This window comes from Colwellia sp. Bg11-12 (assembly GCF_014076955.1).
Lineage (GTDB): Bacteria > Pseudomonadota > Gammaproteobacteria > Enterobacterales > Alteromonadaceae > Colwellia_A.
In genome coordinates this window covers 59,514-80,662 of the sequence record NZ_JACGUZ010000074.1, presented here as the reverse complement: position 1 = coordinate 80,662, position 21,149 = coordinate 59,514, and the positions used below count along the sequence as shown (strand labels likewise).

General features: G+C 37.2%; 18 protein-coding genes. 6 read left to right on the top strand and 12 right to left on the bottom strand.

All coding sequences use genetic code 11. The features are described from left to right. The first annotated feature begins 16 nt into the window (after nucleotides 1–16). Nucleotides 17–1,531, top strand: a complete 1,515-nt coding sequence (locus H4J39_RS13035; RefSeq protein WP_182228858.1) for a SpoVR family protein — start codon at nucleotides 17–19, stop codon at nucleotides 1,529–1,531. Nucleotides 1,532–1,570: 39 nt separating this feature from the next. Here H4J39_RS13035 and fadR read toward each other — a convergent pair whose 3' ends face one another. Continuing rightward, nucleotides 1,571–2,281 carry a fatty acid metabolism transcriptional regulator FadR gene (gene fadR, locus H4J39_RS13030; protein WP_070376454.1) on the bottom strand — a complete coding sequence of 237 codons (711 nt, stop codon included), beginning with the start codon at nucleotides 2,279–2,281 and terminating at the stop codon, nucleotides 1,571–1,573. 231 nt (nucleotides 2,282–2,512) lie between these two features. Between fadR and nhaD the strand changes: the two genes are divergently transcribed. The 3 genes from nhaD (at nucleotide 2,513) to H4J39_RS13015 (ending at nucleotide 5,377) form a co-directional block, all read left to right on the top strand. Beyond that, nucleotides 2,513–3,910, top strand: coding sequence for a sodium:proton antiporter NhaD (gene nhaD / locus H4J39_RS13025; RefSeq protein WP_182228857.1), 1,398 nt, complete (start codon nucleotides 2,513–2,515; stop codon nucleotides 3,908–3,910). Between the two features lie 134 nt (nucleotides 3,911–4,044). After that, nucleotides 4,045–4,563 carry a disulfide bond formation protein DsbB gene (gene dsbB, locus H4J39_RS13020; RefSeq protein ID WP_182228856.1) on the top strand — a complete coding sequence of 173 codons (519 nt, stop codon included), beginning with the start codon at nucleotides 4,045–4,047 and terminating at the stop codon, nucleotides 4,561–4,563. Nucleotides 4,564–4,660: 97 nt separating this feature from the next. After that, nucleotides 4,661–5,377 carry a ZIP family metal transporter gene (locus H4J39_RS13015; protein WP_182228855.1) on the top strand — a complete coding sequence of 239 codons (717 nt, stop codon included), beginning with the start codon at nucleotides 4,661–4,663 and terminating at the stop codon, nucleotides 5,375–5,377. A 102-nt stretch (nucleotides 5,378–5,479) separates the two neighbouring features. Here H4J39_RS13015 and H4J39_RS13010 read toward each other — a convergent pair whose 3' ends face one another. The 3 genes from H4J39_RS13010 to H4J39_RS13000 all read right to left on the bottom strand — a co-directional run bounded on the left by H4J39_RS13010 (nucleotide 5,480) and on the right by H4J39_RS13000 (nucleotide 8,645). Continuing rightward, nucleotides 5,480–6,856, bottom strand: coding sequence for a DASS family sodium-coupled anion symporter (locus tag H4J39_RS13010; RefSeq protein WP_182228854.1), 1,377 nt, complete (start codon nucleotides 6,854–6,856; stop codon nucleotides 5,480–5,482). A 47-nt stretch (nucleotides 6,857–6,903) separates the two neighbouring features. Then, nucleotides 6,904–7,917 (bottom strand): beta-N-acetylhexosaminidase, encoded by a 1,014-nt coding sequence (gene nagZ, locus H4J39_RS13005; protein ID WP_182228853.1) that lies wholly within the window; start codon nucleotides 7,915–7,917, stop codon nucleotides 6,904–6,906. Nucleotides 7,918–8,024: 107 nt separating this feature from the next. Then, nucleotides 8,025–8,645 (bottom strand): TetR/AcrR family transcriptional regulator, encoded by a 621-nt coding sequence (locus tag H4J39_RS13000; protein ID WP_182228852.1) that lies wholly within the window; start codon nucleotides 8,643–8,645, stop codon nucleotides 8,025–8,027. Nucleotides 8,646–9,162: 517 nt separating this feature from the next. Here H4J39_RS13000 and H4J39_RS12995 point away from each other — a divergent pair. After that, a complete protein-coding gene (locus H4J39_RS12995; protein WP_404842693.1) occupies nucleotides 9,163–11,691 on the top strand; it encodes an acylase in 2,529 nt (842 codons plus the stop codon). Between the two features lie 229 nt (nucleotides 11,692–11,920). Continuing rightward, on the top strand, nucleotides 11,921–13,762 hold the full coding sequence (locus H4J39_RS12990; protein ID WP_182228850.1) for a M2 family metallopeptidase: 1,842 nt from the start codon (nucleotides 11,921–11,923) through the stop codon (nucleotides 13,760–13,762). Between the two features lie 185 nt (nucleotides 13,763–13,947). Here the strand turns inward: H4J39_RS12990 and H4J39_RS12985 are convergent, their stop codons facing one another. From H4J39_RS12985 to H4J39_RS12950, 8 genes are all read right to left on the bottom strand, one after another. Further along, nucleotides 13,948–14,868, bottom strand: a complete 921-nt coding sequence (locus H4J39_RS12985; protein ID WP_182228849.1) for a hypothetical protein — start codon at nucleotides 14,866–14,868, stop codon at nucleotides 13,948–13,950. A 63-nt stretch (nucleotides 14,869–14,931) separates the two neighbouring features. Continuing rightward, entirely contained in the window at nucleotides 14,932–15,579 is a 648-nt protein-coding gene (locus tag H4J39_RS12980) for a hypothetical protein (RefSeq protein WP_182177861.1), read from the bottom strand. A gap of 84 nt (nucleotides 15,580–15,663) precedes the next feature. Further along, nucleotides 15,664–16,125, bottom strand: a complete 462-nt coding sequence (locus H4J39_RS12975; RefSeq protein ID WP_182228848.1) for a hypothetical protein — start codon at nucleotides 16,123–16,125, stop codon at nucleotides 15,664–15,666. A gap of 55 nt (nucleotides 16,126–16,180) precedes the next feature. Then, a complete protein-coding gene (locus H4J39_RS12970) occupies nucleotides 16,181–16,441 on the bottom strand; it encodes a DnaJ domain-containing protein (RefSeq protein WP_182177859.1) in 261 nt (86 codons plus the stop codon). Nucleotides 16,442–16,653: 212 nt separating this feature from the next. Beyond that, on the bottom strand, nucleotides 16,654–17,091 hold the full coding sequence (locus H4J39_RS12965; protein ID WP_182228847.1) for a group 1 truncated hemoglobin: 438 nt from the start codon (nucleotides 17,089–17,091) through the stop codon (nucleotides 16,654–16,656). Further along, nucleotides 17,091–17,921, bottom strand: coding sequence for a DUF3034 family protein (locus H4J39_RS12960; protein WP_182228846.1), 831 nt, complete (start codon nucleotides 17,919–17,921; stop codon nucleotides 17,091–17,093). The genes H4J39_RS12965 and H4J39_RS12960 overlap by 1 nt, the downstream gene beginning before the upstream one ends. After that, a complete protein-coding gene (locus tag H4J39_RS12955) occupies nucleotides 17,905–20,232 on the bottom strand; it encodes an EAL domain-containing protein (RefSeq protein ID WP_182228845.1) in 2,328 nt (775 codons plus the stop codon). The genes H4J39_RS12960 and H4J39_RS12955 overlap by 17 nt, the downstream gene beginning before the upstream one ends. Continuing rightward, complete coding sequence (locus tag H4J39_RS12950) at nucleotides 20,222–20,887, bottom strand: methylamine utilization protein (protein ID WP_182228844.1); 666 nt, start codon at nucleotides 20,885–20,887, stop codon at nucleotides 20,222–20,224. The genes H4J39_RS12955 and H4J39_RS12950 overlap by 11 nt, the downstream gene beginning before the upstream one ends. Nucleotides 20,888–21,149: the final 262 nt, after the last annotated feature.

Here is a 21,149-nt window from a genome sequence, read left to right as displayed (position 1 = left end):
GCAAAGGAGGCAGAAAGTGGACAAACGTAACCCCTTAAGTGACCAATGTGACTGGAACTTTGACTTACTTGATCAATATCAAACTGAAATTGCACGAGTTGCAAAGCATTATCGATTGGACACTTACACCAACCAAATTGAAGTGATCACCGCAGAGCAAATGATGGATGCATACGCTAGTGTCGGTATGCCTATTGGATATAACCATTGGACATTTGGTAAAAAATTTATTCAAACAGAGCAAAACTATAAACGTGGACAAATGGGGTTAGCCTACGAAATTGTTATCAATTCTGATCCTTGTATTTCATATTTAATGGAAGAAAACTCTATGACCATGCAAGCACTCGTTATGGCACATGCTTGTTACGGACATAATTCTTTTTTTAAAGGTAATTATTTATTCAAATCCTGGACTGATGCGAGCTCAATAATTGACTATTTATTGTTTGCTAAAAACTACATTAGTGAATGCGAACAAAAATTTGGTATTAGTGAGGTTGAATCATGTTTAGATGCTTGTCATGCATTAATGAATCACGGTGTTGACCGCTATAAACGTCCACAAAAAATTTCATTAGAGGAAGAGTTACAACGTCAAAAAGACCGTGAAGCATATTTACAATCACAGGTGAATACATTATGGCGAACCTTACCCCAAAATAAGGGTGATGATAAGGATAAGAAACCGACATTCCCAAATGAACCACAAGAAAACATTTTATATTTCATTGAAAAAAATGCGCCCTTACTAAAACCATGGCAAAGAGAAATTGTGCGTATTGTTCGTAAGGTCTCGCAATACTTTTATCCGCAAAAACAAACACAAGTCATGAACGAGGGCTGGGCCTGTTTTTGGCATTACACACTGTTGAACCATTTATATGATGAAGGCTTAGTCACCGATAAGTTCATGATGGAATTTTTACATAACCATACCAATGTTGTCGCTCAACCCAATTACAACAGTCCTCATTATTCTGGTATTAATCCTTATGCGTTAGGCTTTAATATGTTTATAGATATTAGAAGAATATGCGAACACCCAACAGAAGAAGATAAACAATGGTTTCCCGAAATAGCTAACAGTAACTGGTTAGATACTTTACATTTTGCCATGGAAAATTTCAAAGATGAAAGCTTCATTAGTCAGTATTTATCACCAAAACTAATGCGCGATTTCAAGTTTTTTTATTTACACGATGATGAAAAAGAAAATTTTATTGACGTGGCGGCTATTCACAATGAAAGTGGCTACAAAAAAATTAGAAGCGCGTTATCTGAACAGTATAACTTGAGTAATCTAGAGGTTAATATTCAGGTAACAAATGCTGATGTTGACGGTGACAGATCGTTAACATTGAAATATACACCACACCAAAATGTTCCGCTAGACGATTCAAAAGATGAAGTGATGAAACATTTATATACCTTATGGCAATTTAACGTGCGGTTAGTACAAAACAATGAAGAGGGGGATGAAGAAGTTATTGCGCAATGCCCAGAACGAGAGAGCAATGAAGATAATTAAAAGGCAAGTTAACCCTTGCCTTTAATCACTATAGATAATTTATTCAGATAGCTCTTTTAATACGTCATCTTTAAGTTCTAGCCAAAGTTTACCTGACTCGATACCATATTTACGTACGGCAAATATAGATTCATCAAATTTATTTTCGCTGGCTAGTTCAATTAATTTTTTATAATAGTCGCGAGAAATTTCACGACCTTTAGGATGCGCAAAGTATAAAGTGCCTAAACGAGAGTATAAGCCTCTAAAACCATTTAAAATCAGTAGATATATAGAGTTTCCAGATGCAACCACTAACTCTTTATTTAATCGGTAATCAAATTCAGCAAAGGCTTCACCGTTATCTTCAACATCTTCATAGGCTTTAATGAGCTCAATCGCTTTTTCAGGGTTATTTTTAATCGCCCCACGAATGTAAATGGCACTGATATTTGTCCGAGCAGACATTAAATTATCAACAAGGTCAGGGATCCCTTCTTGATCAAGTTGAGCCAATGTTTCAAGAATATTTAAGCTAGAGGTTTCCCAGAAATTATTCACTTTAGTGGGTTTACCATGTTTAATGGTCAACCAGCCATCACGTGCTAATCGCTGTAATACCTCTCGTAACGTGGTACGAGTAACACCAATGAGTTCAGATAACTCACGTTCAGCCGGTAATATAGAGCCGGGAGGAAAACCACCATTCCAAATTGATTCAACAATATATTGCTCTGCAAACCCTGCTGGGCTATGTGCTTTAATAACCATACTGCTCCACGCAATATCTTAAAATTTTAACTGATTGTACCAGAACATCTATTTGGCACAAGTGGATTAATTCAGCATAAAAATAATTTAGTGGTATATCAAAAAATTTATTAAACATTTAAACAGTTGTTAACTAGATACTAATATTAAGCTTTGATATATAATCTTGTTATTTTTTTGATATTATTAAATAAATTAATACTAATAATTTCATCATCTTTTGGGAATAATATGATAAAAATTTTGCTCTCACTGCTAGCAATATGTGTCCCTACAATTGCTTTTGCCTCTGATTCAGTCCATAAAACAATTAACCTTACCAGTCACTGGGTAGGATATGCGTCTATTGCAATTTTTGTACTTGCATACATATTGGTTATTTTAGAGGAGCAACTTCACTTAAGAAAATCTAAGCCAGTATTGCTGGCGGCAGGTATTATTTGGATTTTGATTGCTGCATTTTATGGCTCTCAAGGTATGCCACATGCTGCAGAAGTTGCGATTCGTCATAACTTCCTTGAATATGCTGAGTTGTTCTTCTTCTTACTTGTTGCGATGACCTACATCAATGCGATGTTAGAACGTAATGTTTTCGATGCACTTCGTGACTGGTTAGTCGCAAAAGGCTTTAGCTATAAAACATTATTTTGGTTAACCGGTACGCTTGCTTTCTTCATCTCGCCGATTGCTGATAACTTAACAACCGCATTAATTATGTGTGCAGTCGTACTCGCAGTAGGTAAAGATGAACCTAAGTTTATTGCAATAGCATGCATAAATATTGTTGTCGGTGCTAACGCTGGTGGTGCATTTAGCCCCTTTGGTGATATTACAACCTTGATGGTATGGCAAAAAGGAATGGTGCAATTTAGTGAGTTCTTTTCCTTATTTATTCCTTCTGTTGTTAACTTCATTATTCCTGCATTTATCATGCAATTTGCTATTCCAAAAGGTAATCCTGTTGCAGAATCAACAGAACTGACACCAATTAAGTATGGTGGTTTAACAATCGTTGCTTTGTTTGTCTTAACTATTATGACCGCGGTTTCATTCCATAACTTTTTACACTTACCCCCCGTATTTGGCATGATGCTAGGTTTGGCTTATCTTAAATTCTTTGGCTACTTCATTCGTAAAGTAGGAAAAAGTGGATTTGATGAATCAGATAGTCCTACAGGCCATCAAATTGAAGATGACTTTGATATTTTTGATAAAATAGCAAAAGCAGAGTGGGATACTTTATTCTTTTTCTATGGCGTAATTTTAGCGGTTGGCGGTTTAGGCTTTATTGGTTACTTAGGTATGGCATCTGAATTTATGTACGGGGAACTCGGCGCAACTAATGCAAATATTCTTGTCGGAATATTATCTGCCATTGTAGATAACATTCCGGTCATGTTTGCTGTATTAACTATGAATCCAGATATGTCTCACGCTCAATGGTTATTAGTCACATTAACTGCAGGAGTTGGTGGTAGTCTATTATCTATTGGTTCTGCCGCGGGTGTTGCTTTAATGGGACAGGCACGTGGTTACTACACTTTCTTTAGTCACTTAAAATGGACACCTGTCATTGCTTTAGGTTATGGCGCAAGTATTTATGTTCATATTCTAATAAATGGTTCTTAAATATATCCACCATTAACGTGTTAATATCAAAAGCTTCTAGAAACATTTAGAAGCTTTTTTTTTGCCTAATTATTATTAAATTATGTACAATCTTTGATATTTGGCCTTTAACTAACAATAAATAGGAATCTGTCGTGAAGTTTTTAAGTGATTTATCAGTAAACACCCGAGCTTGGCAATTACTTGCCCTTACCGCTTTTGGCTTGGAATTATCTGCTCTTTATTTCCAATACGTGATGGGCTTAGCGCCTTGTATTATGTGTATTTATCAACGAACTGCGCTATGGGGAATATTCTTTGCTGGGATAATAGGAAGCCTAGGCAATAAAAATAGCGTATTACGCTTAATTGCATTTGCATTATGGGGTGTTAGTGCAATATGGGGGTTATTAATAGCCCTTGAACATGTCGAGATACAGTCAGCCACTATGTCATTTTTATATAGCTGTGAATTTATACCTAACTTCCCTAGTTGGGCACCTCTGCACGAGTGGTTACCTTCTCTTTTTGAAGCAACAGGAGACTGTGGAGATATTAATTGGCACTTTTTTGGTTACACCATGCCACAAATGATGATTGTTGTTTATAGTGGTTTTAGCGTCGCTTTAGTTGCTATCTTATCGGCTCGATTTGTTGATAAAAGAAAGCTTTAAAATAATAAGTACGAAGAACGAGAATAGTCAGCTATTTTCGTTCTTCACCATTACATACTTTTTGATGAAGCACTGAAACCCCCTAAAGGATCAAGTCATGTCTCTCTTACTGACCGTTATCGCCTCTACATTACTCGCTGGTTTAGCTATGCCGTTAGGTGCGCTTATTGCCTGTTTTGAAAAGTTTAAAAGTGATTGGCTTGAGCAAGAATTAAGACATACTGTCATGGCTTTTGGTGGTGGTGCGTTATTATCAGCTGTGGCGTTGGTTTTAGTCCCTGAGGGAATAGCAAACTTATCCATGTTACCTGCTTGCATTTGGCTTATCGTTGGTGGGCTTAGCTTTATGGCGCTTGATATTTACCTTAAAAAAATTGACACCCCCGCGAGTCAACTTGCCGCAATGCTTTCAGATTTTATTCCAGAATCAATCGCTTTAGGCGCCGCATTCGCAACAGGAAGCAGCAATGCTTTTTTACTTGCAGGTCTGATCGCATTACAAAATTTACCGGAAGGTTTTAGTGCCTACCGTGAATTAAATGCATCGGCAGCTTATAAGCCCAAGAAAATTATAATCACGTTTACTTTAATGGCATTATTCGGCCCTATCGCTGCAGTTTCTGGTTTTTTATGGTTGTCAGAGTCCCCCCAAATTATTGCTGCGGTTATGCTTTTCGCTTCTGGTGGCATTCTTTATTCAATATTTCAAGATTTAGCCCCTCAAGTAAAATTAGAAAAGCATTGGGCTCCTCCCATGGGAGCTATATTTGGCTTTACTCTGGGTATGTTGGGTTTGATGTTAACAACATCATAAAAAACCATGAAAAGTTAACTGATAATCCGTATTAATTGCCCAAAAGTAAGCTTCGAAACAGTTAACACGGATAAATTCATAAATAACAGTTAATCGTGGTGATTAGAACAAAAAGAGAAAACAGACTATTGCGATTAAACAAGACAAAATAAAACTCAGTATTGCTCCTTCTTTCACCATATCTTTAATTTCAAGTTCACCAGTACCAAAGGCTATCGCATTAGGCGCTGTTGCAACAGGCAACATAAACGCACAACTTGCGCACATAGCTGCGGGGATCATCAAGACCATAGGGTCATAGCCCGCTGATGATGCTACAACCGCTAATATAGGCATCAGTAGCGTTGCTGTTGCGGTATTACTAATGATCTCAGTAAGATAAGTGACTACTAAACAGATTGTTAAAATCATCACTATTATGGGTAAATTGGCTAATGAAGAGAACCAATCACCCAGTATTTGGCTTAACCCAGAAGCAACAAACCCCTTCGCTATAGCAATACCGCCAGCGAACAGTAACAACATACCCCATGGTATTGTTTTAGCTGTATCCCAATCAAGTAAACGAGAGCCTTTACCGTTGGGAATTAAGAACATTAAAACTACAGCGAACAGAGCAACAGTGCTATCTCCAGCGATAGGAATATTTAACCAGTCACTCCAACCGCCAAAGGGTTCTTTGCGCGTGATCCATGCAAGTGCTGTTAAACCAAACACCCAAAGGGTTCTTGTTTCTTCACTTCGCCACTGCCCTTGCTCTGGTAATTTAATTTCTTGCTCAAGTTTTATATTTCTTGTTAACCACCATGCCATAATAGGTAGCGCGATGAGAACAATAGGGACACCTATTTTCATCCATGACAAGAAACCAAACTCTCGACCTGTATGCTCTTCATATATGCCCATAAATATAACATTTGGCGGGGTCCCTATTGGCGTACCAATACCGCCAACCGATGCTGCATAGGCAATACCTAAAATAAGCGCCACTTTAAGTTCCCTATTGTCAATATGAGCAAGAATAGCTAATGCAATAGGTAGCATTATTAAGGTAGTTGCCGTATTCGAGATCCACATACTTAATAAACCAGACGCCAACATAAAACCAAATACTAATCGACGTCCGCTTGAAACCCCAACTAGCCTGACCATATAAACAGCTAATCTTTGGTGAGCACCACTTTTTTCTATCGCTTTTGACAGCATAAATGCCCCCATTAGCAATAAAATAACATGACTTCCTAAGGATGAAGCCACTGTTTTATGGTCAACCACACCAAATATCGGGAGTAATGCAAAAGGAACAAGAGATGTCGCTGGAATAGGTATTGCTTCACTGACCCACCAGATAACAGTCAGTAAGGTAATCGCGGCGGCAGTTGCCGGTTTTTCAGCTAACCCAAACCATAGCAACAGAAAGTAAAACCCGAAGGATATCAGAGGCGCTAGTACAATAAGACTTTGTTTTGTTAGCTTCATTAAGGGCTCTATTTTTATTATTTTTAAGAGGGAAAGTTAAAGTTATTTTATAAATATTCAGCTAGTACTTGACGAGCATTTTGCCAGAGAGCGTTATTACGTAGTTCACTTAATCCTCCGGTTGACGTTTTTAATAAACGTAACAACCGTTGATTGCTCTCTTCATCAATGCAGATGTTGGCATTATCGATCACATCAATACAGCCTTTTCGGTTGTTACACAGTAATAACATATCACAACCCGCTTGTTGAGCAGCCTCAGCTCGTTCAACATAGCCACCAACACATGCAGCACCTTCCATGGATAAATCATCACTGAAAATAACACCATTAAAGCCAAGTTCCTTACGTAAAATATCTTGTAGCCAATACGGAGAAAAGCCAACCGCTTCAGGAGAAATTTCAGGGAAAATAACATGAGCGGGCATTAGAGCATCCACTTTTTCACTCTTAATTAACGTCTGAAAAGGCAACATATCGACCGCGAAGATCTCTTCACGTGAACGGGGATCAATAGGTAAAGCAAGGTGAGAATCTGCTTCAACACTGCCATGACCTGGGAAATGTTTACCCGTAGCCTTCATGCCAACAAGATGTAAGCCGTCAACAAAAGCACTCGCTAGTTTACAGACAATTTCAGGGTCTTTATGGAAAGAACGATCACCGATCACCGCACTGATATCATCAATATCGAGAATAGGTGCAAAACTAATATCGATACCCACCGCTTGAACTTCTAATGCCATTAATATCGCACTTTGTTTAGCCAGCGCTTGAGCTTTAATAACATTTTGATCAGCAAATTTCCAAATTTTCCCCATCGCTGGAATAAGTGAAAAACCCTCACGAAAACGCTGAACTCGACCACCTTCATGATCGACAGCAATAATAAGGTTTTTATTGGCGGCAAGGCGAATACTGGCCGTGAGTTGAGCGAGTTGCTCAGGAGATTCATAATTGCGAGTAAATAAGATTAACCCGCCAACAAGAGGATGTTGCAGAAGCTCTTTGTCTTCTGCCGTTAAAGATGTGCCAAGCACATCTAACATAATAGGACCCATAAACACGCTTTTAAAATAATAAGTTATTAAAGGTGCTACTTTACCTAAATCAGACTTAATTACAAAGCTTGATGTTGAACTATCCTATTAAAAAGAAGAATAGACCTTTAAAGTAATGGTGCAGAAACACCTGCTGCAACATAGGGGATCACTTTTTTGATAACGCCAGCAATATCCATCGTTTTATCAAAGTCACTTTTTGCAATATCCATTAATGCATCACTAGATGACATCGTAAATACCACTGTTCCCATGGTGAAGTGTAAGCGCCAAAACATTTCTTCAGCCGTTAATTCTGGATAAGCTTTTTGAACAGCTTTTACAAAATTGTTAATCACACCTGGGTACTGAGTCGTTAAAAACCAGCGGAGAAAACCTTGGCTATCGCTATAACCTCGTCCAAGTAATTGCAGGAAATTGCTCGTACCATTTTCTTTAAAATCGTTTAATGATAATAAAGGTTCGATAAAGGCTGAAAACACTTCTAGTAAATTCAAATTTTCACGTTCACAGACTTCAATAAGAGCAGACTCTAAGCGTGGTGAAAGTTCATTCATATAACGTGACATTACCGATTTTATTAGCTCTTTTTTTGAACCAAAATGATAATTAACTGCCGCTAAATTAACTTCAGCTTGACTGGTTATTTCTCTTAATGAAGTGCCATTAAAACCTTGTGTAGCAAATAAGCTTTCAGCTGCGTCTAGAATTTTATTTTTTGTACTCATCTTCTAACAATACCTTTTAACCACATCTGAATGAAATATTTAATACTAACTTAAGCACAGTTTAAACAAGCGTTTGAAATAACGCAACAATGAATCTCAAGTACGAATTTTATCTTTAAAATTCAACACCATAATATAATTTATTGTAAAACTCACCATCCGTTATAATATATAAACAGTAAAAAACATCAAAGACCTCGCCATTATCTAACGTTTAGAAGGTCGTCGCTTACATCACGACTTATCGGTCTAGTGCTCTTATTTTTTAATTGAGATACTGCTCAATGCATTTACGCAACGATTCACAGGCCTTAAATTGATCTAGCGCCATGTAAGATTTGTCCTTACTTATGATGGGCAAATCTCTGTGCCATTTTTTTCAACTGAAAAGAATGTTTTGTTTGAAATTTAAGCAAACAAGTGTTTGATCTTGATTTATTACTGTGCAAGTATTGTGGGTACATTCGGTCTTAGCACTGTATGAATTAAAGCAATAATAATATATAAAAAGGAGTTTATTTTGACATATTCATTTCAATACATACGTACACCGTTAACCGCCTTAAGCCTATCTTGTTTACTTGCTGCCTGTGGTGGTGACCCCGCCTATGTAAGTAAACCAGAAACTGTAACTCCAGAGCCAATAACACCCCCCGCTGTCGTTATCCCCGTCCCCTCATTTGATGAAGATGGCGTATTATCAGCAAATATTCGTTGGACCGATTATGGCGTTCCACATATTACAGCTGACAACTTAGAAAGTATGTCGTATGGCGTAGGTTATGCGTTTGCTAAAGATAATATTTGTGTACTCGCTGATCAAATCCTTAAATACAATTCGCAGCGAGCAAAGTATTTTGGACCTGACATGGTTCCTGCCTCGGGTGACTCAGAGCATTTAATTAATGACTTTGGCTTTCTAACGTTAGGTATTCGAGAGCATGCAGAACAAAACATAAAATCGCTTTCGGCGAACAGCCAAGCTTTATTGTCAGGTTACGCACAAGGGTATAATAAATACCTCGCTGATACAGGTGTGGCTAACATTGATGGTTCATGTGCCAATATGTCTTGGGTACAGCCTATAAGCGGTGTTGACATGCTGACATATTCTTTAGGTATTGCCTTATTGCCTGGTGCCGCTAACTTTCTTGGCCCCATGTTTTTAGCCGCACCTCCAGGTGAAAATTTTGCACCTTACCCGCAAAGTGCGGCGGTGAGTAGCTATAAAGTGAATGCAAAACCAATCATTAAGCTCCCTGAAAAGAATCCAAGTGATTTAGGTTCCAATGGTTGGGGTTTAGGAAAAAGTAAAACAGAAAATGGTAAAGGAATGGTCTTAGCTAACCCACATTTTCCACATACAGGCAATTTACGATTTTGGCAATTTCATATTACTATTCCAGGTCAATTGAATGTGATGGGGGGCTCTTTAACGGGAATGCCTGGCGTGGTAAATATTGGATTTAATGAAAATGTTGCTTGGACCCATACCTTTTCTTCTGCTGAGCACTTTGTTGTTTATCAGCTGACGTTGGCTCCCGATGATCCTAAAAGTATGTCGCAAGTAATTGATGGAGCAAACCGTTTAATCACTCGAAAAGAACTCGCCATTGATGTTGCTGTTGGCCCCGGCCAAACGATTAAGTTAGCAAAAATGAGTTACTCAACACATCATGGTCCTATGATTTTGGTGCCAGGGAGTTTTGAATGGGGGCCAGGTGGAAGTGCCTTTGCAATAAAAGACGCTAACTTAGGCAATGTTGATATTATAGATCATTGGTTAGCCATGAATTTAGCCGGCAATATCGCTGAATTCAAGCAAGCTTTTAAAGACTACGACGGTGTTATTTTTAACAATACTATGTCGGCGGATAGCGAAGGAAATGTATTCTACATAGATGATTCAACAGTGCCGAACTTAACGGATACCGCGATTAAAGAAATGACAACTAATCCATTACTTATTGGCGCGAAAAGAGTCGCTGGGTTTACTGTGCTGCCTGGCTTTTTATCAGCATTTGATTTTGAACGAGCGGTTCCTTATGAAAATGCGCCAAAATATTATGGCACAGATTACGTCCAAAACTCCAATGATAGCTTTTGGCTGACTAATACTACGACACCAATAACTGGCGTTTCACCGTTATATGGCGCTGTTAATAATCAGCAGTCACTGCGTTCAAGAATGGCGCATAAATTATTAGCGGATAGTGCCGGCAGTGATGGTTTATTCAATCCCGAAGAAGTAGAACAAGCCTTGTTGAGTAATCGCAGCTATTTGGCTGAAAGTATACTGACGGCGCTATTAAGTATCTGCCAAGCCCAAGGAAGTACCACTGTGGCAATTGGAGCAAATAATGTCGATATTAGCGCGGGTTGTTCTGCATTAGCTTTGTGGGATGGAAAAATGAATAAAAACAGCAGCTCTGCTCATCTATTTAGAGAATTCGCGTTTCTATTTTATAAAGACCCACAATGGACTGATAGTTTTTCGAGTGAAAATCCAATGATAACCCCTAGTGGCCTTGTTAATAACACCACGACACTTGAACAATTTGCTCAAGCCATTGTTAATGTTGAGTCAGCAGGTCTGGCTTTAGATGCAACATTAGGCACCGTACAGTTTGTCGAACGCAGTTTACCTGACGGAAGTGCTACAGGTATAAAAATGCCTTGGTCAGGTGCCCATAATGTAGAAGGCGGTTTTAATGTCTTTAATACGCGCACAGGCAACGACAGTACTTTACTACGTCGTCATGTTTACCCTGCACAAAATAGTGACTCTATTTTAAGTGCTCAAGGAGGTGGCTACCACATTAATTATGGTAGCAGTTGGATGACGGTGGTTAACTTTACCGATGAAGGTCCGGTTGCGAGAGGCTTATTAAGTTACTCACAGTCACATGAATATGGCAGCGATCATAATGTAGACCAAACGTTGTTATATTCACAACAACCTCAACTTAGACCTTTGCGTTTTACCGAGGCTGACATTGAGGCTAACAAAGTGTCAGAAATGACCATTAGTTCAACACAAGAATAAAAGTTAAACAACGTGAAGAAAACCTACAGTTCTATTTAAACCTTTCAGTTAAGCTGTTCAAAGCTGATAATAAAAAGTAGAAGGGTATACAAAGCACTGAGCGTGAAAACGTTTAGTGCTTTATTTTGTATAAAGTTTACCGTGATTTTTTAATCGTAAAGCTTTAAGCCCTCTGCACAATTTTATATACTCCCCTTCACTCTCCATTAATAATAAAAATAAGACGTTTATGATAAAGCTATTTAAACAAACGAGTATTGCCTTATGTGTACTTGCATCGCTTAGCGCTTGCAACAATGAAAGTACAAGCAAAACTCAGCAAACACCAAAGCAGGTTGCGCCCGTATTGACGGCAAAAGACGCTGATGCATTTCTTATCGCTACCGAAAAAGAATTAATAGCCTTGGGTATTGAAGGCAGCCGCGCAGAATGGATTTATTCAAATTTCATTACCGATGATACTGCAGCACTTTCAGCAGCCGCAAATCAAAAATCAACAGAAGCGGGCGTTCGTTTTGCTATGTCTGCAGCTAAATTTGATCATATTGAGGTAACAGAAAATCAACGAAGAAAATTAAATACCTTAAAACAAAGTTTAGTAATGCCCGCACCACAAGATTCGGAGAAATCTGCTGAGCTTGCAAAAATTGGTTCAGAACTCGGTGGTATGTACGGTAAAGGTACTTACACAACGAAAGCCGGTAAAACGCTAAGCTTAGGTGAAATGACGTCAACAATGGCGACTTCACGTGATTACGACGAATTACTCGAAATGTGGCAAGGCTGGCGCACTATTAGCCCCGACATGAAACCATTATTTATCCGTCAATCGGAATTAGGCAATGAAGGAGCACAAGGTTTAGGTTATAAAGACTTAGGCACTATGTGGCGTTCAAATTATGATATGCCTGCTGACGATTTTGCTAAGGAACTTGACCGCTTATGGGGACAAGTAAAACCCTTATACGATGACTTACATTGTTATGTTCGCGGCGAACTTGCAAAAACTTATGGAGCAGATAAAGTCCCACAAGACCAACCGATCCCTGCACATTTATTAGGTAACATGTGGGCACAATCTTGGGGCAACATCTACGAGTTAGTCGCTCCTGAAAATGCAGATCCTGGTTATGATGTTACTGAACAACTAGCCGCTAAAGACTATGACGAAATTAACATGGTAAAAGGCGCGGAAACCTTTTTTACCTCGTTAGGGTTTGATGAATTACCTGAAACTTTCTGGACACGTTCACTCTTTACCAAACCAGCAGACCGTGATGTTGTCTGCCATGCTTCTGCATGGGATCTTGATGCTAAAGATGATATACGCATTAAAATGTGTATTCAAAAAACAGGTGAAGAGTTTAATGTCATACATCATGAACTTGGACATAACTTCTACCAGCGAGCATATAAAGATCAACCTGTTTATTTCCAAAATAGTGCCAACGATGGTTTCCATGAAGCAATTGGCGATACCATTGCACTTTCTGTTACACCTAAATATCTAAAAGAAATAGGCTTAATTGATACTATTCCTGATGAATCAAAAGATATTGGCTTATTAATGAAAATGGCACTAGAAAAAATAGCCTTTATTCCATTTGGTTTAATGGTTGATCAATGGCGTTGGAAAGTTTACTCAGGTGAAATAACACCTGAAAATTACAATACTGCTTGGTGGGAGTTGCGTGAAAAATACCAGGGTGTAGCCGCACCGATAGCGCGTGAAGCGAATGCTTTTGATCCGGGTGCAAAATATCATGTTCCTGGTGGCGTTCCTTATAGCCGTTATTTCCTCGCCCATATTCAGCAGTTTGAATTTCATAAAGCACTCTGTGAAATTTCGGGTAATACCGACCCTATTCATCGCTGTTCAATTTACAACTCTAAAGAAGCCGGCAAAGCACTTAATACCGTATTAGAAATGGGCTCAAGCCAACCTTGGCAAGAAGCTTATAAAGTTTTAACTGGGAGTGAACAAATGGATGCAACTGCTGTACTTGACTACTTTGCTCCATTACAAGTTTGGTTAAAAGAAAAAAATAAAGGTAAGCAATGTGGTTTCTAAGCTTTTAAGTTAACGATAAAGTGGTCTTATTAAAAAAGCCTGATAATTTATTTATCAGGCTTTTTATTGTTAAGATATTTTTACTTATGACCAAGCGTTAACAGGTAAGTGAACAATTTAAAGTGATATATAATTTCATAAGTAACGTTTAACAAATTCGCCTTTTTAACAACGAAAAGGCCTTATTATGAAGCATCAGGTCTTAAATAAGCAATATCATCTTCATCATCAGCGTGGAAGTCATAACCACCGTCAAAATCGCCATTCAACTCATTTGCTAGGGTGATAGGCAGTTCTAATATTTCTTGGATATAAATAGAAATATTTTCTTGCTGGTCAATAATACCCTTTAGCTCAGTAAAGCTGAGTAAATTAATATCCTGCAAATAACTTTTTGTTGAAATTGGTAGTTGTTCTGTAAAGCGGGCAATGCAAGCCTCCACTTTGGCTAATAACACCTTTTTATCGGTATTCGTCAGATAAGTATTCAGTTGTTCATACAAGCTACTAGTGAAGACTTTTCTTTCTGAATCAATAAGTAATAATGAAATTGCAGTATTTAAAAACTTTTGCAATTCAAACAACAAAACGTCTTCATCATCATCGATAAGTAAGGTATTTGCTGAAAAGTCTGCTGCTATACTTTTATAAACTTGCAGAAGCTTTGCACTTTGATAGCCTTCATTAACAAAGGTAGTGTGCATTAATCTTATATCAGAAGTATCGTTAATACCGAGCGCATAACTCCGGATAGATATTTCTTCAAAGTAGGAGGGCGATATTGTCTTTAATTGAGCATACTTTGCCCAGCCGGCTCTAAAACAATAAACAATACCTTGAGTTTTTAGTATGTCTTTAGCTTTATCTGTGTCGTTATCACACAGTTCTAATAAGCCTAAGTTACTCATACCCAAAACAATTTCACAGCCCTTCTTTATTTGATCAGCATAAATTATCGATAGATTATCAGAAGCGATTCTTAATGACATATCAGATAATTGTTGTTTGGTTTTATGCATAAATTCAGGCGTAAAAAAGCCGTCACTTTCTCCGTCTCTTAATACCAAAAGTAAAAACGGATAATTTCTTAACTCTGCAATGTTCATTGATGAATTCCAATCAATTAAAGCGGTTCATATAGATTAAATAATACGGTTTTTGTTGGCAAGTTAGAGCGGTGCAAACATATCGTCGGTGTCCATTTCAACAGCAGTTACTCGTTGTTTGTTCGCATTTTGTTTTAACGCATTTTCAATATTTTCGAGTGTTCCATTTGTACTAACCGTCATGACTTCACGATAAGCTTCTTCACTTAGCGTTTTTATTTTCATTAACAGTTCTTCAATGCTCCCTGATGTTTGCTCTTCATCTTCTTCTAATTCTGAAAAGTCATGACCGATAAAGGGCAAAGATAAATATAAAAGACCAAAGTCATCTTCAACTATCGCGTTTAATACTTCTAATTGCTTTTCTTCGTCATCTGAAGAAAGAAATATTTGTGTTAATAAACTATGCGCTTCTGTTTGCGCACAAAAAACATGCTCTTCATCCATATTTTGCCAATACGATGGCTCTACATTTAAGAGTTGTTTAATTGATTCGGCATCCATTAACCATGTTGCAATAGACGGAATAGTCGCATCGTGCTCTCTGACAATTTTTGCTACGGTTAAGATGTCCATTTCTGTTAGTACCGCAAGCATTTTTTCGTCGCCCTGTTCAGAGGCAATCGCTTCTAAAGAGGTACCCGCACGTCTGCCACTGTATTGTGCTTGTTCGATAATGTCTGTCGCTAGAATTAATGCATTTTTTGTCAAGGTTATTCCTTAAAACTTATATATAGTACAAATAAATTTATGAATATAAAATTCTGCTTTTATAGAATTTTATATTTATCTCGCTTAGTAATTTTCATCATAGTCATTAGATTCATCATCATCGACTTGAGCATATTCATCTTCTTCAGCTTTTAAAGGTGTTGCATCATAACGGTTATAAAAATGGATGAGCAAAACAGCTGTTTTTAGGTCTTCTTCTGCGTGGGTCATTATTTCGGTAATACAAGCTCGAGCATCAGCATGAACGCCAACAAAAGGTTTAATTTCCGCCCAAGAAGGTTCATCTGCCAGTTCAAGTGTTGACAGGTTTTTGCTATCAATTCTGATCTTGGTTGATATCGCCATCGCTAGTTGGTCAACCATACCATTAAATAATAAGGGCATTTGCTGCAATTGTTCAAAGAGACTTGTTAAATAATTTGATAATAAATCAGGGTTTTCCGGATCGTCTAATGAATTCATATTTTCTAAATACATAGAAAAATCATCCGTTAAATAATCCGGTAAGTTTGTTTGGGATTGCATTCATATTTCCTAATAGAAAGTCTAAGAGAGGGGCTCATTGAGCACTCATTTACGCTTAGTTAAAAGCACTTTGCCAAAAAGAATCAGCAATTTCTCGCGGATCTGTTATCACGGTATAGTTACTTTTTAAGTATACCGACCGTTTTTTGGGATCAGAAATAACATCATATGCTTTTTGAATTAACTGAAATTTTTCTTTAGCTTCAATATTGTCGTTTCTATCTGGGTGATATTTATTAGCGAGTTTTCGATAAGCTTTTTTAATTTCGATGGTCGTTGATACTCTACTTACACCTAACTGTTCAAAATAATCCATAAAATTTCAACTACCTTTGGTAAGACAACATAAAGTGACTGTTGACACAATTAGGTCAATTTTACCTTTGCAATTACATAATTAACATCATTATGTTTGCTTATTTTCTGTTTATATACATGTGTTGATTAACGCTGTTGAAACTAAACACAAATAATTTTGGGTGAGACAGCAAATAAAGTCGAGAATGTTTAGGGAAAACTAAAACAATATTATATTTTTATTATTTCAGCTCTGAAAACAGCTAGTTTTGCGAGTATTCTATTTTGGGATGAGTAAGGAATACCAACATCTTCCATGGCCTGTATCAGTAGTTCAACCACACGATTGAAGTCTCCTTCATTAATATTCATGCCGGTATGAATATCAATCATGCTATCGCCATTATATTTACATGGCCCGTTTACCAACCCACATAAATGATTGATAAAACCTTGTTTGAAATGTTTGACGCTCGACTTAGCAAAATAAGGCAATATGACTTTATCTTTCACAATTCTTTGCACAAACGCATCAACAAGGTTTTCTAAACCTTCATGACCACCAATTTCAGCATAAAGCTGCTCACGTTGTTCTACTCGTTGGCTGCTACAACCCAAGCATAGTTGCAAAGCGAAGACAAAAATAACAGTGCTAAAATATTTAGACATTAATAGGATCCTGACAACGACAAATACCAACCTTTTTGATCCGACAATCCCGCAATAGTACCTAAATCAAGGTAAGCGAGAGTAACATTCACGTGTTTATTTGGAAACCATGCAACAAAAACATCTTGCCAGTCATCCTCTTTAAGCCCTAAATTATCAGGTTTATGTCGATATTCAGTACCTACAGCAATATGTTTATTAAATAATACCGCCACAGACATTTCAGTTTGTAACGCGCCATTACCATTAGGTCCGCTAAATCCGAGCAGTCCCATTTCATTGGCTTGTGTGTATCGTAAAGAGACATTCCACAGTACGTTATAACCCGCTAAAAGGCCTAAATGTAGTTTACTTGCCGCTAAATAAAAGTCGGTTCCTGTATCCTCTTTAGCGCCTAATGAAAAAGCAACATCAGCGGTTGTTAGTGATTTGTGCTGAATACCTACTGATAATTGTGGCCAAGTGCTATAAACCAAATCACCATATAATCTTAATTTAAGACCCAGAATTTCTTGAGACAATGTTAATGACAAAGGCTTTACATCAAAGTGTTGTTTTGCAAAAGAGACCTCTAAGCGATCATAAAAATTAACCTGACCACCACAACTGTTTAATTGAAAATCCTTCACATTAGCTTGTGTACAAAAGGCAGAAAAGGCTAATTCATCTTCTGTTGCATAACCTGCTAATTGAGCCCAAGGAACTAAACCGCCACCACCTGAGCCCTCTACTTGAGAAACACCTGGGGTTGCTAATATCTTACCATTAGCAAAACTCACTAGTGGCAGTAACATAAACAACAATAAGCTAAAACTAAAGCGGCGATTCATAGGTTTTATACCATTCAATAAATTTTTCAGCGCTAACCGGTCTCGATAAATAATAACCTTGTGCATAGTCGCACTTAAAGTCATTGAGTAACATTAAGCTTGCTTTATTTTCAACACCTTCAGCAACAACACTCAGCCCAAGTTTATGGCCTAGAGAAATGGTTGAGGCGACAATATCTTGATCCTTTTGACATTGCTCTAATGTTAAAATGAACGTTTTATCGATTTTTAATTCATCGACAGGCAAGCTTTTCAATTTAGCTAATGAAGATTGACCAATACCGTAATCATCAACTGAAATAGCAAAACCCAATGATTTTAAATGAGATAAACGTGCAATCACTAACGCTTCATTTTCGGCGATATCTCGCTCTGTTAACTCCAGTGTTATTTGTGTTGTAGCAACGTCATGATTGTTCACTGTGGTAAGTAAATAGTCGACAAATTGTTCGTTTTGAATATCTTGGGCAGATAAGTTAATCGAAACCTTAAAATGGTATCCCATTTTATTCCATTGTTCCGTTTGCTGAATAACCTGTAAAATTACCCAGCGAGTTAACGAAACAATTAAGCCCGCCTTTTCAGCTAAATCGATAAATAATTCAGGGTTTACAAATTTTTCCTCTTTGTTAATCCAACGAATTAAGGCTTCAAGTTTATCAATTTTGCCGGTATTCATATTTAATTTCGGTTGGTAATTCATAAAGAGCGGACTGTCTTCACTTTCAAGGGCTTCTTTTAACTCTTCAATTAACCGCAACTTATAAAGATAGTTTTCATCTTCGCCTTCTTGATAAAACCTTAACGAAACCTGCTCTTGATAAGCTAAAGAAACTGCCATAGTTGAGCGCCTAATCAAGCGTTCAGCATCAATCCCATGATCAAGTGAATTGGCGACACCAAAATAAAGTGACAAATTAATTTTAATATCATCAAGCCAAAAGGGTCGGTTTAGTTCACTTTGTAATAATTCAATAAAATGGTTTATTTCATTTGTATCATTAATTGGAATAGCGATTAAAAACTCATCTGAATTGGTTCTTGCTGCCATAGTATCGTCTTTTAAGACTTGGTTTGACTTTTCAATAAAGACAATGATACGAGCAGCGATGTCTTTCAATATACTATCGCCATTACTGAGACCAATTGTGTCATTAAGGGCTTTGAAGCCCTTAATGTTAAGAGTAATAACCACTAAGTTGATCTTTTCTTCAAAAGAGTCAGCAATAATATTTAATATTTTATGACGGTTATACAAACCCGTTAGTACATCGCGTTCTGCTTGATAAAGGATAGCTTGTTCGCGGTTTTCAATAGCGGCCCCCATAACTGAAAACCCTTGATAAAGTTCACTAAATTCAACAGGCAAACGCTTAGCTAATGTAGGCACATTAAGTTCACCACGACCAATTTTTTTGGTTAGCTCCATTAAAATGTGCAACGGGGTAGATAGGCCTCTAGATAAAAGACGAGATAAAGTAATGGCAATCACGATCACAATCATAGCGATAATTAACATAGAGTAAATCAAACGATTAAAGTCACTCTGAATCTGTGTTAAAGAAGCAGACAACGTCGCTTTTACATCTTTAGAGCCACCAAAACTAATCGTTTTGTGAAAGTAATCGGAACGGGTTAGGAGTAAATTAGGAGATGTTTGCTGATAGCCTTTTAACAATTTTTTTATAATATCTTTATCATCAATACTTGAATCAATAAGCTGATTGTTTTGTACTAGAGTTAAATCTAAAGCGATTAATTCTTTAAGTTTCAATAAGGCTATTTGATCAAATTCAAAGCCAATCACGGTATAGGCAATAACTCTTGGCGCCTTAACAGGGACAACTATGACTTGAAAAACTTTATTTTCGATACTAAGAATTTGAGCATGCACCTCTCTAAAAGGAAGTTTGTTGATATTTCTCTCAATAGTCTTAGTATCCAAAGAATGTAATGAGCTGGTCGTTGATAGCTTGCCTTCTAAGTCGAGTATTAACATCAAATCAGCATTGATACGTTTACCGTGGTTAAGAAGTACGCTCTCTACCGTCTTTTTGTCGCGGGTCGCTACGGCTTGTTTAAAACCAAAATCAGCAGCTAAAACGCTTGCTGTTGTAGTTAACACTTTTTCTTGTGATCTCAGCGTTTGCTCAAGTACATTTTGAGCAAAATACATTTGGCGTTCAATTTGGTTTTCTGCATAATCAGCAAATCGAAACCAATTACTGCCTGTTAAAAAAATCACGGTTAATAAAATTAAACTGGTTAATAACCAAGTAATTTGTGCTTTAAAGCTAAACCTAGTGCTCATGAAAAGCTAACTCTTCAAAACTGTCTCTTGGTTCGGGTGTGTTAACACTTATTACAATAACAATGTCATTCTCGTCTAGCATTTTTTGGTCAATAGTCAATAAGGTATGTTGAGATAAACCTTTAGTGCTATTAGGGTGCCAAACTTTTAATTGCATATTTAACGCTAAAGTACGCGGCAGTAACACCTCACCTTTTTTATTGCTCACATAGGCATTTTCTTTATCAGTGACATAAATATATCCCACCATTGCATCATGAATATTACAGCCCATAACAACAAGACCTTTATCATTAAAACGAACCGGACTTTTAGGTTTGCCCGCGTATAATTTTAATTCAAATGTTTTAGCGGGTGAAAAAGAGTAAACATGATGTCGTATATCATCACTATTAGGAAAGCTGACTAAACTATTAACCTGGACAACTAAAACAAGTGGTTCAAACGCTTTGTTTATTTGATCCATCACATAGATAGGGTCTTCAGTCGATTTATTTACAAGCGGTTGGGGAACCGCATACTCAATGACCGCATTAGGTAGTGGGAGATTATTTTGGTCAACAATTTTTACAAGGGTTTGGCTAAAAGCAGTTTCAGCAAAGCATACTGAACAGAAAAACATGACCATAAGCAATCGAAACTTAAGCGTTATCATAAAGACCTTAGATAATTTTTTTTCGTTTTTAAATCATACCTGTACAAATGACAAGAGTCTAATTTTAATGATGTACTGATAAGCAGACTCCTATTTGAATAAGATGATTTTATCTGCCCTCCAAAAATAGAATAACTTAAGTTTTTATAAAGTGACATTTCTCTATTTTTTATAATTTATAAAGCCAAGAAAAATAGAAGCAACTCCTTTTAAATAACACTTGTCTTCTGACGTTTCATATAATAAATGTAACCTATTGTTC

What these genes read in the sequence shown, in the direction of transcription:
- fadR (WP_070376454.1), bottom strand. Translation starts at nt 2,281, where the DNA reads ATGGTTATTAAAGCACATAGCCCAGCAGGGTTTGCAGAGCAATATATT.
- nhaD (WP_182228857.1), top strand. Translation starts at nt 2,513, where the DNA reads ATGATAAAAATTTTGCTCTCACTGCTAGCAATATGTGTCCCTACAATT.
- H4J39_RS13015 (WP_182228855.1), top strand. Translation starts at nt 4,661, where the DNA reads ATGTCTCTCTTACTGACCGTTATCGCCTCTACATTACTCGCTGGTTTA.
- H4J39_RS13010 (WP_182228854.1), bottom strand. Translation starts at nt 6,856, where the DNA reads ATGAAGCTAACAAAACAAAGTCTTATTGTACTAGCGCCTCTGATATCC.
- nagZ (WP_182228853.1), bottom strand. Translation starts at nt 7,917, where the DNA reads ATGGGTCCTATTATGTTAGATGTGCTTGGCACATCTTTAACGGCAGAA.
- H4J39_RS13000 (WP_182228852.1), bottom strand. Translation starts at nt 8,645, where the DNA reads ATGAGTACAAAAAATAAAATTCTAGACGCAGCTGAAAGCTTATTTGCT.
- H4J39_RS12990 (WP_182228850.1), top strand. Translation starts at nt 11,921, where the DNA reads ATGATAAAGCTATTTAAACAAACGAGTATTGCCTTATGTGTACTTGCA.
- H4J39_RS12985 (WP_182228849.1), bottom strand. Translation starts at nt 14,868, where the DNA reads ATGAACATTGCAGAGTTAAGAAATTATCCGTTTTTACTTTTGGTATTA.
- H4J39_RS12975 (WP_182228848.1), bottom strand. Translation starts at nt 16,125, where the DNA reads ATGCAATCCCAAACAAACTTACCGGATTATTTAACGGATGATTTTTCT.
- H4J39_RS12970 (WP_182177859.1), bottom strand. Translation starts at nt 16,441, where the DNA reads ATGGATTATTTTGAACAGTTAGGTGTAAGTAGAGTATCAACGACCATC.
- H4J39_RS12965 (WP_182228847.1), bottom strand. Translation starts at nt 17,091, where the DNA reads ATGTCTAAATATTTTAGCACTGTTATTTTTGTCTTCGCTTTGCAACTA.
- H4J39_RS12960 (WP_182228846.1), bottom strand. Translation starts at nt 17,921, where the DNA reads ATGAATCGCCGCTTTAGTTTTAGCTTATTGTTGTTTATGTTACTGCCA.
- H4J39_RS12955 (WP_182228845.1), bottom strand. Translation starts at nt 20,232, where the DNA reads ATGAGCACTAGGTTTAGCTTTAAAGCACAAATTACTTGGTTATTAACC.
- H4J39_RS12950 (WP_182228844.1), bottom strand. Translation starts at nt 20,887, where the DNA reads ATGATAACGCTTAAGTTTCGATTGCTTATGGTCATGTTTTTCTGTTCA.